This window comes from Mycobacterium sp. 050272, from assembly GCF_039023525.1.
Lineage (GTDB): Bacteria > Actinomycetota > Actinomycetes > Mycobacteriales > Mycobacteriaceae > Mycobacterium.
Map to the genome: position 1 here is coordinate 81,710 of NZ_JBCHKV010000018.1, position 14,764 is coordinate 96,473.

A 14,764-nucleotide genomic window follows, 5' to 3' on the forward strand; every position below is an offset into this window, starting at 1 on the left:
TTTCGCAACGCACATGGGTGTTACTACTGGGTAACTTTGTGCGGCCTGCTCTCACACCATAGCGGGTCGTACTGCAGGTTCTTGCAGGCCCGCCTCCCCCCGCGACCCTGGCCTACCCGCGCAGCGGTTCGCGAATCCGGCACTTCGCGTTAGCCTCCCTATGCAATGAGCGCATTCGTCCCCGACGCCCCCCAGCACCCGCCCGCCGGCACGTCGCCGGAGGTCTTACCTGCTAGTCCGGCGGTGTTGACGCTGACGGGCGAGCGCACCATTCCTGACCTGGACATCGAGAACTACTGGTTCCGCCGCCATCAAGTGGTGTACCAGCGGCTGGCTAAGCACTGTGTGGACCGTGACGTGCTCGAGGCCGGATGTGGCGAAGGTTACGGCGCGGACTTGATCGCCGACGTCGCCCGCCGGGTGATCGCGGTGGACTACGACGAGGCGGCGGTGGCTCACGTCCGCCGCCGCTACCCCAGGGTGGACGTCATGCAGGCCAACCTGGCCCAGCTGCCGTTGCCGGACGCATCGATGGACGTCGTGGTGAATTTCCAGGTCATCGAACACCTGTGGGACCAGACTCAATTCGTCAAGGAATGCGCGCGGGTGCTGCGGTCGTCCGGGCTGCTGATGATGTCGACGCCCAACCGCATCACCTTCTCCCCCGGCCGCGACACCCCGATCAACCCGTTTCACACCCGGGAATTGAACGCCGACGAGCTGACCGAGCTGCTGGTCGACGCGGGGTTCACCCAGGTGGCGGTCAGCGGCCTGTTCCACGGCGCCCGCCTGCGCGAAATGGATGTGCGGCACGGCGGTTCGATCATCGACGCACAGATCCAGCGCGCGGTCGCCGATGCGCCGTGGCCGCCGCAGCTGGCCGCCGACGTCGCCGCGGTCACCATCGACGACTTCGAGCTGGTCGGCGCCGGGGACCGCGACACGCATCCTATTGACGACAGCCTGGATCTGGTCGCGATTGCGGTGCGGCCGTGAGCAATTCCGCGACACCGGTGCCCGGCATGTTCACCCTGGTGCTGCATACGCACCTGCCGTGGCTGGCCCACCACGGCCGGTGGCCGGTCGGCGAGGAATGGCTGTACCAATCGTGGGCCGCGGCTTACCTGCCGCTGCTGCGCGTGCTGCGCACCCTGGCCGACGAGGATCGCCACCGTCTGGTCACCCTCGGCGTCACCCCGGTGGTCAATGCGCAGCTCGACGACCCGTACTGCCTCGACGGCATGCATCACTGGCTGGCGAACTGGAGGCTGCGGGCGGTCGAGGCCGCCAGCGTGCGGTCGATTCCCAAGTCGAAATCGGCCGGCTACCAATCCTGCACACCGGAAGCGTTGCGGGAGTTCGGGATTCGCGAGTGCGCGGAGGCGGACCGGGCGCTCGAAGATTTCGCCACGCTGTGGCAGCACGGCGCCAGCCCGCTACTGCGCAGCCTGATCGACGCCGGGACCGTCGAGTTGCTGGGCGGCCCGCTGGCCCACCCCTTCCAGCCGCTGCTCGCCCCGCGGCTACGTGAATTCGCGTTGCGCGAGGGCCTGGCCGACGCGCAGCACCGGCTGGCATACCGCCCCGGCGGTATCTGGGCGCCCGAGTGCGCCTACGACCCGGGCATGGAACGCGACTACGCCGGCGCGGGGGTCACCCACTTCATGGTCGACGGTCCCTCGCTGCACGGCGACACCGCGCTGGGGCGACCCGTCGGCGACACGAATGTCGTGGCGTTCGGGCGCGACCTGCAGGTCAGCTACCGGGTGTGGTCGCCGAAATCCGGCTACCCCGGACACGCCGCGTACCGCGACTTCCACACCTACGACCACCTCACCGGGCTCAAGCCGGCGCGGGTCACCGGGCGCAATGTGTCCTCGGACGCCAAGGCGCCGTATGACCCGGAGCGCGCCGAGCGCGCGGTCGACGTGCATGTCGACGACTTCGTCGACGTCGTGCGCAGCCGGCTGCGCAGCGAGTCCGAGCGGATCGGGCGCCCGGCTCACGTCATCGCCGCCTTCGACACCGAACTGTTCGGCCACTGGTGGTTCGAAGGTCCGACGTGGCTGGCCCGGGTGCTGCGGGCGTTGCCCGCCGCCGGGGTGCGGGTCGGCACGTTGTCCGATGCGCTGGACGGCGGATTCGTTGGCGAGCCGGTGGCGCTGCCGCCCAGTTCGTGGGGCTCGGGCAAGGACTGGCAGGTGTGGGCCGGGGAGAAGGTGGCCGACCTGGTACAGCTCAACACCGAGGTCGTCGACACCGCGCTGAGCACCGTGGACAAGGCGCTGTCGCAGAACTGCGACGGCCCGACCCCGCGCGACCGCGTCGCCGACCAGATCCTGCGGGAGACGCTGCTGACGGTGTCCAGCGACTGGCCGTTCATGGTCAGCAAGGACTCCGCCGCCGACTACGCCCGCTACCGGGCTCATCTGCACGCGCACGCCACCCGCGAGATCGCCGGGGCGCTGGCCTCGGGCCGCCGCGACACCGCGCAGCGGCTCGCCGACGGATGGAACCGCGCCGACGGTCTGTTCGGCGCGCTGGATGCCCGAAGGCTGCCGCGGCCAGGGGGCTGGGCGTGAAAGTCCTGATGGTGTCGTGGGAGTACCCGCCGGTCGTGATCGGCGGTCTGGGCCGTCACGTGCATCACCTGTCGACCGCGCTGGCCGCCGCCGGTCACGACGTGGTGGTGCTGTCGCGCCGCCCGACCGGCACCGACCCCAGCACGCACCCGTCCTCCGACGAGATCAGCGAGGGCGTGCGGGTGATCGCCGCCGCCCAGGATCCACACGAATTCGCGTTCGGCACAGACATGATGGCCTGGACCCTGGCAATGGGGCACGCGATGATCCGCGCTGGGCTCGCACTTAAGAAACCAAGCGCTGATCGAATGTGGCGTCCCGATGTCGTGCATGCCCACGATTGGCTGGTTGCCCATCCCGCCATCACGCTCGCCCAATACTACGACGTACCAATGGTTTCCACGATCCATGCGACCGAGGCCGGCCGGCATTCGGGCTGGGTATCCGGAGCGATCAGCCGTCAGGTGCACGCGGTCGAATCGTGGCTGGTGCGTGAATCCGATTCGCTGATCACATGTTCGGCGTCAATGAGCGACGAGATCACCGAACTGTTCGGACCCGGCCTGGCCGAAACCACCGTGATCCCCAACGGAATCGACGCGGCCCGTTGGCCGTTCGCGCTGCGGCGCCCCCGCACCGGGCCCGCCGAACTCCTCTACGTGGGGCGGCTGGAGTACGAGAAGGGGGTGCACGACCTGATCGCCGCGCTGCCGCGGATCAGGCGTACCAACCCGGGCACCACGCTGACCATCGCCGGCGACGGAACCCAGCAAGACTGGCTCGTCGAGCAGGCCCGTAAACACCGGGTACTCAAGGCAACTCGCTTCGTCGGGCACCTGCACCACGATGAACTGCTGGCGGCGCTGCATCGGGCCGACGCCGCGGTGTTCCCCAGCCATTACGAGCCGTTCGGGCTGGTGGCCTTGGAGGCCGCCGCGGCCGGCACTCCCTTGGTGACCTCCAACATCGGCGGCCTGGGTGAAGCGGTGATCAACGGGCAGACCGGGGTGTCGTGCCCGCCGCGCGACGTGACCGGACTGGCCGCGGCGGTGCGGGCAGTGCTCGACGATCCCGACGCCGCGCAGCAGCGCGCCCGCGCCGCCCGCGAGCGGCTCACTTCGGACTTCGATTGGCGCACGGTCGCCGGACAGACCGCGCAGGTGTATCTGGCGGCCAAGCGCGGCGAGCCTCGGCAGTTGCCCCGGCTGCCAATCACCGAGCACGCGCTGCCCGACCGCTGAGTCTCACGCGTTGTCGATGCCGATCGAATAGGCGCAATAGCGCCAAAGGCGTTCGCGCTCACGCTCGCCGTGCCTGGTCAACGGCAAATAGTGCTCCGGGCGGGGCCGCCGGTCGTGCCAGAAACCGCCGCTGGGCGGCGCCGGTTCGGTGGCGGCCAGCCAGATCGCGGTGTCGGCTCCCTGTTCGGGCGTGCGCAGCAGCGGACCGGTGAGCGCACGGAAACCGGGAAGCGACGTTGCCACCCCGGGAGTATCGGCCCATCCGGGGTGCATCGAGTAGACGCGGATGCCGTCGTCGGCCCAGTGGCGGGACAGGATCGGCGTCAACGCCACCTGCATCCGCTTGGTCCGTGCATACGCGGTGACCCCGCTGTACGGCTCGTCGAAATATTCGGGGTCGTCGGCGGGCAGCGCCTGCGTGTACATCCCGCCCGAGGACATGAAGATCACCCGCGGGTGCTCGGCGCCACGCAGGACTGGAAGCAAGCACTCGGTCAACAGCACCGGCCCCAGCACATGGGTGGCCAGGGTGATCTCATGGCGATCGGCGGTCTCGGCCCGCTGCGGCGGCAACACCCCGGCGTTGTGGATCAGCACATCCAATTCCCACACCCGGGCGGACAACTCGGCCGCGAAGGCACGCACCGCGCAGAGGTCGGCGACGTCGCACACCTCCACCTGCACGTCGGCCTCGGGGTTGGCGTCGACGATCTCTTTTCGGGCCAGCTCTCCGCTCGTCTCGTCGCGCACCGTCAACAGCACGCTCGCTCCCAACTCCGCCAGGCCCGCCGCAATCGCCTTGCCGATGCCCCGGTTAGCGCCGGTGACGAGCGCCGTTTTCCCCTTCAGCGCGTGCGGCGCCGGGTCGTCGGGCCATCTCCGGCTGCGCAGTTGATAGCCGAGGCGGGTATAGCCTCCGACGATCGACCGGTCCAGGGTGGTGTCGAGCAGCGACCGCAGTGCGCCGTTAATACTCATGCCGTCTCTGTTACCCACCACGGCGCAAGGCATGCCTTCGTCGTCATGGGGTAAGAATCGAACGATGGGACTCGAATATTCAAGCGTGGTGGATGCGCCGCGCGAGGACGTGTTCGCCTGGTACGCACGCCCGGGCGCCTTCGAGCGGCTGTCGCCCCCGTGGTCGCCGATGCGATTGGTCACCGAGGCGGCCTCACTCGAAGACGGGCGGGCCGAACTCGCCCTGCCCGGTGGGCTGCGCTGGGTGGCCCAGCACCAGGCCGACGGCTACGACCCGCCACGGCGCTTCGTCGACACCATCGGCAGGGACGGGTTGGCCTCGCTGCCCGCACGCGTCGCCGTGCGGTGGCGACACATCCACGAATTCGACGACCTCGGGGACAACCGGACCGAGGTGATCGACCGCGTCCAAACCCCGGTGCCCGGCGCCGCGTTGCGGCCCATGTTCATCTATCGGCACCGCCAGCTGGCCGACGATTTGGCGGCCCATCGGCTGGCGGCCCAGCACGGACTGAGACCGCTGACCGTGGCGGTCACCGGGGCGTCGGGACTGGTCGGGTCGGCGCTGTGCGCGTTCCTGAGCACCGGCGGACATCGCGTCATCCGACTCGTCCGCCACCCCGCGCGGGGTGAGGACGAGCGCCAGTGGAATCCCGAGGACCCTGACCCGGATCTGCTGACGGGCCTCGACGCCGTGATCCATCTGGCCGGCGCCTCGATCGCCGGCCGGTTCACCGAGGAACACCGGAAAGCGGTGCACGACAGCAGGATTGGTCCGACCCGTCGGCTGGCCGAACTGGTGGCGAGCACCACCGCCGCCCCCCCGATGCTGATCTCTGCTTCGGCCATCGGCTACTACGGATACGACCGCGACGACGAGACGCTCACCGAGGCAAGCGAGCGTGGCGACGGATTTCTGGCCGATGTCGTCGCGGACTGGGAGGACGCGACCGCGCCGGCCGGGCAGGCCGGGGTGCGGGTGGTGCAGGTACGCACCGGCATCGTGCAATCGCCTCGCGGCGGCACGTTGAAGCTGATGCGTCCGCTGTTCAGCGCCGGTCTCGGTGGCCGGCTGGGCAACGGCCGACAGTGGTTGTCGTGGATAGGGATTGACGACCTGATCGACGTTTATCACCGGGCACTGTGGGACACGACGCTATCTGGTCCGGTGAATGCTGTTGCGCCGCAACCGGTTCGCAACAGCGAGTACACCCGCACGCTGGCCCACGTGTTGCGGCGACCCGCGGTGCTGCCGGTGCCACCGCTGGGGCCGCGAATCTTGCTCGGCGAACAGGGGGCGCGGGAACTCGCCCTGGCCAATCAGCGGGTTGAGCCGGAGAAGCTGAACCGCGCCGGGCACCGCTTCCGCCAACCCGAGCTGAACGGCGCACTACGCCACCTGCTCGGTCGTGAAACTGTGCGCGGTTAGGACTCGCGGCGGGTCGCGAACAGCCCGGAGAACCTGCCTTCCCGGCTGCGCTGGTAAGCCCGCCCACGAAGATCGGCGAGCCAGCCCGGATACAGCGTCACGCCGGGCGCGGTATTGAGGACGGGATCGAACGAGACATCTGCGCGCCCCGCGTCGACGAGATCTGACACGTACAGCCGTGCCAACGGTGTGAAATCACCTCTTCCCCCGGCCTGGTCGAGGGTGACATCGATTCCGCCGGACTCGATCTGGCCGGCTACATCCTGCAGGGACAGGCCGGTGCCGCCGATCTCGGTCTCGATGCGGGCCCGCAACCACCAGGGCCTTTCCCGGTAGCGCAGGGGCATGAGATTAGTCATCGTCTGCCCAGTCCACGATGCGACCGGCCGCAACGCCAACGCGCGCGTCACTACTCCCGACCCGGCCGAGACGAGCAAGATGTCCCATAGTCCCGCGCGGGGCTGCGCGTCCGCGATGCGGATGGCCAAGCCGATGAAATCGGGAAACGACCCGGGTGTGCCCACCGCCTTGGACCAGCGCACCACGACGTCACCCGACGGAAATGGCAGACCGCATTGCGCCGCTGCTAGCCGCTGCGCGTGGCCTTTGGCGAGTACGCCGGCCGGATGAAAAAACCGGCGACCGCGGACCGCCGATCCCAATCGGAACGGCAGCGCCACAACGTCGGAAACACTCACCGGCGGACTCCTCTTTCGGTTCTTCGAAACTGCTAAGGACCACTAAACCCACATTGATCTGTGCGAATAACGCACGGCGGTGCGTGTCGCTGCAGGTACCCGACATGAAGCCGATCAAACCCGTATCGTTGGGATGCGCTGGTTCGTTCAGTAATTTAATGTTTAAGCTAGTGAACCAGAAGGCATATCCAACTGACCGGTGGACAGACATCGCCCGAGAACCGGCAGTCGCCCGTTTGTTGTCTCGTCGAAGGGGTACCAACGCGTGAATCTGAGCCGTTCCCAACAGCGGCCGACCAACCGTGCTGGGGGTGCTTCGGTGGCCACCGTGCGTTCGTTTCCGCAAGTACGCCCGGTCGAAGCGATGCCGTCGACTGCTGTGCTGCCACCCCAGCCGGGTCAACTGCGAGCGTGGCGAAGCGGCCTGAGAGAAGCCGTCCTGGCCGAGCTGACGCGGTTCGTCGCCGTGCGCTGCGCCGACGACTTGGGCCGCTGCGGCGTCGACGTCGCCGGGGATGTTTTGCTGGAATTTGTCAGAGACGGAAAATGCCTGCGTTCGACGTTCATGTATCTGGGCTGGCTTTGTGGCGCAGGGCCGGACAGTGCGGCGCTGTCGGCGACAGCCAGTCTCGAGTTACTGCAGGCGTTCGCCCTCCTGCAAGACGACGTTATGGACTGTTCACCATCGCGGCGCGGCCGTCCCGCGGCGCACGTCCAGTTCGCCGACTGGCATCGACAGCGCGGTCTGGCCGGTTCGTCGCTGCGGTTCGGAGAATCGGCGGCGATCTTGCTCGGCGACCTGTGCCTGGTCTGGGCCGAACAGATGCTTCGCGACAGCGGGCTGGCGGCCGAGCCGCTGCAGCGCGCCTGGCCGCGCTACGACGCCATGCGTACCGAGCTGGCGGTAGGCCAATTCGCCGACCTGGCAACCGATCTGCGCGATCTGCCGACGATGGATTCGGTCCTGCAGGTGGCCCGGATGAAGTCCGGCAACTACACGGTACGACGACCGTTGGAGATCGGTGCGGCGATGGCGGGCTGCGACGAACGGGCATTGACCAGCCTTGGCCAGTACGGTGCGGCCATCGGCGAGGCGTTCCAGTTGCGCGACGACATCCTCGGCGTCTTCGGCTCTCCCACCGTGACGGGAAAGCCCAACGGGGGCGATCTCAGCGAGCGCAAAGCGACAAGCGTCGTGGTGGCTGCCTACCAACTCGCCGATGCGGCCACCCGACGGCAGTTCAGCGAGCTGATGAATTGCGAGTGCCTTGACGAGGCCGCGGTGGAATACTGGCGCAACATGATATTGGCCACCGGGGCGGTGCAATTCATCGAGGGGTTGATCGATGACAGTGTCGCCAAGGCGTGTAACGCCCTGGCCGACGGATCGATCGACGATCTGATCATGGGCGCACTGGTCGACATGGCCAGCGTCTGCACCAGGCGGGCCGCGTGAGCGCACGAAGCGACCGCGTCGTCGTGGTCGGAGCCGGATTCGCGGGCCTGTCGGCAGCGTTGCATCTGGCCGGCCGAGGCCGCGAGGTCACCGTGGTCGAGCGTGAGGCTTGGCCCGGTGGACGCGCCGGCCGACTCGACGTCGGCGGCTATCGGATCGACACCGGACCCACGGTGCTCACCATGCCCGACATCATCGACGAGCCGTTTGCCGCGGTCGGTAAAGACCGCTCGCAATTCGTCGACTTGATGCCGATCGATCCGGCCTACCGGGCCAGGTTCGCCGACGGTACCAGCATCGACGTCCACACCGACGCCGCGGCGATGACCGCGGCGATACGCGAGTTCGCCGGCCCACAGCAGGCGTCCGGCTACCTACAGCTACGCGACTGGCTGGATCGCCTGTACCGCACGGAATTCGACGGCTTCATCGGATCCAACTTCAACTCTCCGCTATCACTGGTGAACCGCAGGCTGGTGCAACTCGCGGCGATGGGCGGGTTCCGGCGGTGGGAAACCATGGTCCGGCGTCACATCAGTGACCCGCGGCTACGGCGGATTTTCACCTTTCAGTCCCTCTATGCCGGAGTCGCGCCGCAGCAGGCGCTGGCCGTATACGCCGTGATCGCCTACATGGACACGGTCGCCGGCGTCTTCTTCACCCGCGGCGGCGTCCGCGCGCTGCCCGACGCCCTCGCGTCGGCCGCCATCGAGGCCGGAGTCCAATTTCGTTATGGGTCAACGATTTCCGCGCTGGACCGCGACGGTGAGCAGGTCACCGCGGTGCGCACCGCCGACGGTGATCGCATTGAGTGCGACGCGGTCGTCCTGACCACCGAACTGCCGCTTACCTATCAGCTCTTGGGCCGGCGACCACGCCGGCTGTTGCCGGCGCGCCCGGCCCCGTCGGCGGTGGTCATGCATGTGGGCTGTGACGCCGCCGATGCGGCCCAACAAGCGCATCACACCATACTTTTCGGCGAGTCCTGGGAGCAGACGTTCACCGACATCATCCGCGACGGCCGCACCATGAGAGACCCGTCCTTGCTGGTGACTCGGCCCACCGTCAGCGACCCTGGTCTGGCCCCCGACGGACGCGACCTGCTCTATGTGTTGGCCCCGGCGCCGAACCTGGCGCACGGACCCATCGACTGGGCGCACCGCGGTCCCGCATACGCGGACACCTTGCTGGATACGGTGCAGGAACGCCTGCTGCCCGGAGTACGCGACAGCGCCGAAATCCTCGGCGTCGTCACCCCCGCCGATTGGGCAGGTCAAGGCATGGCGGCCGGCACTCCGTTCGCGCTCGCCCACACCTTCGCCCAGACCGGTCCTTTCCGGCCCGCCAACACCGTGCGCGGAATAGCGAACGCCGTGCTGGCCGGCTCGTCGACGGTGCCCGGCGTGGGTGTGCCGACCACGCTGATCTCCGGACGGCTGGCTGCCGACCGGATTACCGGGGTTGCCGTCGAAAAGGCACGGACCGCAACAGTTCTCGATATGAAGGCGCCGCTGCGATGATCCGCACCGAATTGGATGCAGCCGGAGTTGACGACCCGCGGCTTCGGCTCGCCTATCGCCACTGCCGCAAGATCGCGGCCAAGAACGGCCGCACCTATTTTTTGGCGACTCGCCTGCTGGCGCCGGATCAGCGTCCGGCTGTCCACGCGTTGTACGGCTTCGCCCGCCACGCCGACGACATCCTCGATGAGTTCGACGCGGCCCTGGACGCGCAGGTGCGCGCAGAGCGGTTGCAGCGGCTGTCCGACCGGTTGTTCTCGGCCGACCCGCATGAGGATGAACCCGTTCTCGTCGCGGTCACCCACACCATCGGTCGCTATGGCATCGCTGCGGATCTGTTCGAGGACTTCCTCGCCTCCATGCGGATGGACCTCACCGTCACCGACTACCCGAACCGCGACGCACTGGATGTCTACATGCGCGGCTCCGCGGAAGTCATTGGATTGCAGATGCTTCCGATACTCGGCATAGTCGGGGACCCGACAGAGGCAGCGTCATGTGCGGCGGCCCTGGGCCGCGCCTTTCAACTCACCAACTTCTTGCGCGACGTCGACGAAGATCTGCAGCGAAACCGGGTCTATCTGCCCGCCGACGAACTCGCCAGCCACGGTGTCGATCGCGACCTGCTGATGTGGTGTCACAGCCACGGCCAAACCGATCCGCGCGTGCGCGAGGCACTGGCGGCTCAGCACGACATCACCCGCAAAATCTATCGTTACGCCGCCAATGGGATCTCGCTGCTGGCACCGCGGTCGCGGCCCTGCGTCGCGACCGCGTTGACGCTGTATTCCGAGATCCTGGACCGCATTGAAGAGACCGACTTCTCGGTATTCACCGGCCGGGCGACGGTCGGGATGCCGCGACGACTCCAAGTCGCCGCGAAGGGACTGCTGTGGTCCTGGCGGCTGCGGTTCGCCGAGTCCGACGCCGACCCCGAACACCGCAAGCGCGGTGTCGTGTGAGCGACCGTTGGCAGTACCTGATCGTGCTGGGGTTGTGTTTGGCGATCACCGCGCCGCTGGAGTTGTTCAGGCCCGGCGTCTACCGCCAACCGCTGCGCCTGCTGCGCGCAGTGCTCCCGGTTGCCGTCGTGTTCCTGGTGTGGGACGCGGTCGCGATCGCCGCCGGGGTGTGGACATACAACACGGCCTACCTCAGCGGCCTGCATATTCCGTTTCGCATCCCCGTGGAGGAATTGCTCTTCTTCGTCGTGATTCCGTTGTGCGCCTTGCTGACCTACAACGCGGTCACCGCCATCCTGGACCGGGGCCGACGCCGATGACCGGGCTGGGCTACACCGTGCCCGCCGTCGTGTCGGTACTGGCGGTGATCGGGCTGGAGTTCGCCCTGCTGCGTACCGGGCTGTTCAGGCGACTCGCCTACTGGTTGTCGATGGTGATCGTGCTCGGTTTCCAAGTACCGGTCGACGGCTGGCTGACCAAGCGCAGCGCGCCTATCGTGTTGTACAACGACCGCGATACCAGCGGGATTCGGTTCCCGTTCGACATCCCGATCGAAGATTTCCTGTTCGGGTTCGCAATGGTCACGGCCGTATTATTGCTCTGGGAGTACCAGCGTGCGCATAGATGACAGGGGTCTGCCCCGCGACGACGTGCCGACGGCGTTCAACGTCGGCGCGCACGCCTATGACCGGTTGGTCGGAGCCAACCCGGGCTACCACTCCGCCCTTCAGCTGTCCGCACACCGTATGCAACTTCCCGGCCGCGGCCGGGGTCTGCGATTGCTGGACGCGGGTTGCGGTACCGGCGCATCCACGGCGGCGCTGCTGAAGGTGGCGCCCGAAGCCGAGATCGTCGCGGTGGACGCGGCGAGCGGAATGCTGGACGCCGCAAGGAAAAAGCGATGGCCGCCATCCGTGCGGTTTGTGCATTCGCGCGTCGAAAGACTCGGCGAGCACGGTGTCGACGGACCATTCGACGGCATCCTGGCGGCGTATCTGCTGCGCAACCTCGCCGATCCCGACGCTGCGCTGTCCGCGTTTCGAGACCTGCTGCGCCCGGGCGGCACGCTGGTGGTGCACGAGTACTCGGTGCGCGATTCAACTGTGGCGCAGTGGATTTGGCATGCGGTATGTTGGGGCATCATCATTCCCGCCGGCGGCTTGCAAACGCGCGACACGGTGCTGTACCGCCACCTGTGGCGCAGCGTGTTGACCTTCGACGGGGCGGCGCGGTTCCAGCGCCGGATGCGTGACGCGGGTTTCACCTCGGTGCGCGGCGACACGGTCCCCGGCTGGCAACGCAACATCGTCCACACATTCCGGGCGGATGCGCCGCAATGACCGACCGCCGCCGCTACCTTCACCCGGCACCGCCGGGGTTGCCCGACGCACGGGCCCTGCCGTCGCGGCCCCGTGCCGTGGTCGTCGGAGCGGGCATCGCCGGCCTGACTGCCGCGGCCGGCCTGGCCGAACGCGGTGTCACCGTCGACATCGTCGAACGCGAAGCCTACCTGGGTGGTCGGGTCGGGGGCTGGACCGAACCTGGAGAACTTCAGCCAGACAACGACTTTGCGATGAACCGCGGGTTCCACGCGTTCTTCCGGCAGTACTACAACCTGCGCTCACTGCTGCGCCGCGTCGATCCACAACTCCGGATGCTCGTCGCAGTCGACGACTATCCGTTGGTCGACGGCGCGGGCCGGCGGGACACTTTCGAAGGCCTCCCGCGGACACCGCCGTGGAATGCGCTCGCATTCGCCTTGCGCAGCCCGACTTTTCGCCTCGGCGACCTGGCTCGCATCGATGCTCGCACCGCTGCACCGCTGGCGGCGGTCTCGGTGCCCGACATCTACCGGCAGCTCGACCACATCGACGCCGAATCATTCTTGAAAAGCCTCAACTTCCCGGAGTCGGCGCGTCACCTCGCGTTCGAAGTGTTCTCGCGCAGCTTCTTCGCTGCGCCGGACCAGTTGTCGGCCGCGGAACTGGCGACCATGTTCCACATCTACTTCCTGGGTTCCAACGAAGGCCTGCTCTTCGATGTTGCGAACGCGAACTTCAATGTGAGCCTGTGGAATCCGTTGCGGGAATACTTGGCAGACCGGGGCGTTCGGGTGCACCTCGGTACAGAGGTTCGCCGTGTTGCCTCTGGCGCGAACAGCTGCCTGCGGGTGGAGACGAATTCGGCCGAGCGGTTCGACGCCGACGCCGTGGTACTCGCACTCGACACGCGCGGTCTACAGCAAGTAGCGGCCGCATCCCCGGGCCTTGGAGACGACGAGTGGTACAACAGGATTCGCGAATTACGGACCGCGCCGCCATTCGTGGTTCATCGCCTGTGGCTGGACCGGCCGGTCGACCGGGGGCGAGCACCCTTCCTCGGCACCGCCGGCCATCCCCCGTTGGACAACATCAGCGTGCTCGAGCGTTATGAGCGCGAAGCCGCCGAATGGACCCGCCGCACCGGTGGCTCCGTTGTCGAATTACATTCGTATGCAATCGATAGCGATACCCCGCAGGAAGCGGCGATTGGACAGCTGCACCGAATGTACCCCGAGACCGCAACTGCGCGAGTGGTGCGCGAGCGTGTGCTGCGCCGAAGCGATTGCCCGCTGTTCGCCCCCGGCACCTACGGGCGCCGCCCGACCGTCACCACACCACAGCCCGCCCTGATGCTGGCCGGTGACGGTGTTCGGGTGGATCTGCCCGTGGCACTGATGGAACGGGCCGCCACGACCGGCTGGGTGGCCGCTAATCGGCTGCTCGCGAAGTGGGGACTGGCCGGCCACGAGCTGTGCACGGTTCCGATCCGTGGCCGGTCGAGGTTGCTTCGGTCGCTGGCCGAACGGCAAGGACGCTCGCGATGAACGTCCGCGATCAGCTACGCCGCCGGCTGCCCAAAGACTGGCCGGTTGAGATCATGCCGCGCAGCCCGTGGTCCGAGCAGCAACCGACCTATCGCCAGGCGAACCCGGCCCTCATCGAGGCCACGTTGGCCCGGTCCCAGTCCAGGCCCACCGGCAACTGGTATGCGTTTGCGGCGAGCCGAGACATCCGTCGCGATCGTCCGCTCGGCGCGTGCGTCGCGGGCATCGAGATGGTCGCCTGGCGCGACAAAGACCACCGACTGTGCGTCGGGCCGGCGGGCTGTCCACATCTGGGGGCCGACCTTTCCACCGGGGTGGTGCGCGAGGGTGTGTTGTTCTGTCGTTGGCACGGCCTGGCGCTGGACGGCCGGACATGTGACATGCGTTGGCGCCCCTATCCCAGTCATGACGACGGCGTGCTGGCCTGGGTACGCCTCGACTCCGTCGGCGGCGAGGCGCCACTGGACGCGCCGGTCATCCCTACCCGACCGACCGGCGAAACGGTGCACACCGTCGCCCACCTGGTCGGCCGCTGCGAGCCGGCCGACATCATCGCCAACCGGCTCGACCCCTGGCACGGCGCATGGTTTCACCCTTACTCGTTCACCGAGCTGGAGGTGCTCACCGCCCCGACCGAGCACGACGACCGTTTCATCGTCGCGGTCACGTTCCGGATGGGCCCCGTCGGCGTTCCGGTGATAGCGGAATTCACCAGCCCGGAGGCCCGCACCGTCGTGATGCGCATCGTCGAAGGCGAAGGAACCGGCAGCGTCGTGGAAACCCATGCCACGCCGCTGGGCCCGGGGCCGGATGGACGTCCGCGGGTCGCCGTCATTGAAGCCGTCGTCGCGCATTCGGAGCGACCCAGATTCCGATTTGCCGGGCGTGCGGCACCGATCATCACGCGCCTGGTGCGCTTCGCCACCAAGCGGCTGTGGCGCGACGACATCGACTACGCCGAACGCCGATATCGGATCCGCTCCGGCAGCTGACCATGATCCGCCCGGTGGCCGAACTCGACCGACAGAAAGG

General features: G+C 67.6%; 14 protein-coding genes. 12 read left to right on the top strand and 2 right to left on the bottom strand.

The features are described from left to right. Window positions 1-165: 165 nt before the first annotated feature. The 3 genes from AAHS21_RS26335 to AAHS21_RS26345 are packed head-to-tail and all read left to right on the top strand — an operon-like array spanning window position 166 to window position 3,823. Entirely contained in the window at window positions 166-996 is an 831-nt protein-coding gene (locus AAHS21_RS26335) for a class I SAM-dependent methyltransferase (RefSeq protein ID WP_342930465.1), read from the top strand. After that, window positions 993-2,582: a glycoside hydrolase family 57 protein gene (locus AAHS21_RS26340; protein WP_342930466.1), complete on the top strand. Its 1,590-nt coding sequence runs from the start codon at window positions 993-995 to the stop codon at window positions 2,580-2,582. Before AAHS21_RS26335 ends, AAHS21_RS26340 begins: the two co-directional genes overlap by 4 nt. After that, the gene (locus tag AAHS21_RS26345; protein ID WP_342930467.1) at window positions 2,579-3,823 is read left to right on the top strand and encodes a glycosyltransferase family 4 protein; all 1,245 of its coding nucleotides are present in this window, start codon (window positions 2,579-2,581) and stop codon (window positions 3,821-3,823) included. The genes AAHS21_RS26340 and AAHS21_RS26345 overlap by 4 nt, the downstream gene beginning before the upstream one ends. A gap of 3 nt (window positions 3,824-3,826) precedes the next feature. Here AAHS21_RS26345 and AAHS21_RS26350 read toward each other — a convergent pair whose 3' ends face one another. Beyond that, on the bottom strand, window positions 3,827-4,801 hold the full coding sequence (locus AAHS21_RS26350) for an SDR family NAD(P)-dependent oxidoreductase (RefSeq protein WP_342930468.1): 975 nt from the start codon (window positions 4,799-4,801) through the stop codon (window positions 3,827-3,829). A 64-nt stretch (window positions 4,802-4,865) separates the two neighbouring features. On the opposite strand from AAHS21_RS26350, the gene AAHS21_RS26355 reads away from it, so the two are divergent. Continuing rightward, window positions 4,866-6,230: a TIGR01777 family oxidoreductase gene (locus tag AAHS21_RS26355; RefSeq protein WP_342930469.1), complete on the top strand. Its 1,365-nt coding sequence runs from the start codon at window positions 4,866-4,868 to the stop codon at window positions 6,228-6,230. On the opposite strand, the gene AAHS21_RS26360 is transcribed toward AAHS21_RS26355, so the two are convergent. Next, window positions 6,227-6,928, bottom strand: a complete 702-nt coding sequence (locus AAHS21_RS26360; RefSeq protein ID WP_342930470.1) for a phosphodiesterase — start codon at window positions 6,926-6,928, stop codon at window positions 6,227-6,229. The two genes, AAHS21_RS26355 and AAHS21_RS26360, sit on opposite strands and share 4 nt — an antisense overlap. A 364-nt stretch (window positions 6,929-7,292) precedes the next feature. On the opposite strand from AAHS21_RS26360, the gene AAHS21_RS26365 reads away from it, so the two are divergent. The 8 genes from AAHS21_RS26365 to AAHS21_RS26400 are packed head-to-tail and all read left to right on the top strand — an operon-like array spanning window position 7,293 to window position 14,724. Then, window positions 7,293-8,384 (top strand): polyprenyl synthetase family protein, encoded by a 1,092-nt coding sequence (locus tag AAHS21_RS26365; protein WP_342930510.1) that lies wholly within the window; start codon window positions 7,293-7,295, stop codon window positions 8,382-8,384. Next, the gene (crtI, locus tag AAHS21_RS26370; protein WP_342930471.1) at window positions 8,381-9,904 is read left to right on the top strand and encodes a phytoene desaturase family protein; all 1,524 of its coding nucleotides are present in this window, start codon (window positions 8,381-8,383) and stop codon (window positions 9,902-9,904) included. Before AAHS21_RS26365 ends, crtI begins: the two co-directional genes overlap by 4 nt. Beyond that, window positions 9,901-10,866, top strand: coding sequence for a phytoene/squalene synthase family protein (locus AAHS21_RS26375; RefSeq protein ID WP_342930472.1), 966 nt, complete (start codon window positions 9,901-9,903; stop codon window positions 10,864-10,866). The genes crtI and AAHS21_RS26375 overlap by 4 nt, the downstream gene beginning before the upstream one ends. Beyond that, window positions 10,863-11,186, top strand: a complete 324-nt coding sequence (locus tag AAHS21_RS26380) for a lycopene cyclase domain-containing protein (protein ID WP_342930473.1) — start codon at window positions 10,863-10,865, stop codon at window positions 11,184-11,186. The genes AAHS21_RS26375 and AAHS21_RS26380 overlap by 4 nt, the downstream gene beginning before the upstream one ends. Continuing rightward, window positions 11,183-11,494, top strand: coding sequence for a lycopene cyclase domain-containing protein (locus tag AAHS21_RS26385; protein ID WP_342930474.1), 312 nt, complete (start codon window positions 11,183-11,185; stop codon window positions 11,492-11,494). Before AAHS21_RS26380 ends, AAHS21_RS26385 begins: the two co-directional genes overlap by 4 nt. Next, on the top strand, window positions 11,481-12,206 hold the full coding sequence (locus tag AAHS21_RS26390) for a class I SAM-dependent methyltransferase (RefSeq protein ID WP_342930475.1): 726 nt from the start codon (window positions 11,481-11,483) through the stop codon (window positions 12,204-12,206). The genes AAHS21_RS26385 and AAHS21_RS26390 overlap by 14 nt, the downstream gene beginning before the upstream one ends. Next, window positions 12,203-13,732, top strand: a complete 1,530-nt coding sequence (locus tag AAHS21_RS26395) for an FAD-dependent oxidoreductase (protein WP_342930476.1) — start codon at window positions 12,203-12,205, stop codon at window positions 13,730-13,732. The genes AAHS21_RS26390 and AAHS21_RS26395 overlap by 4 nt, the downstream gene beginning before the upstream one ends. Continuing rightward, complete coding sequence (locus AAHS21_RS26400; RefSeq protein ID WP_342930477.1) at window positions 13,729-14,724, top strand: DUF5914 domain-containing protein; 996 nt, start codon at window positions 13,729-13,731, stop codon at window positions 14,722-14,724. Before AAHS21_RS26395 ends, AAHS21_RS26400 begins: the two co-directional genes overlap by 4 nt. Window positions 14,725-14,764: the final 40 nt, after the last annotated feature.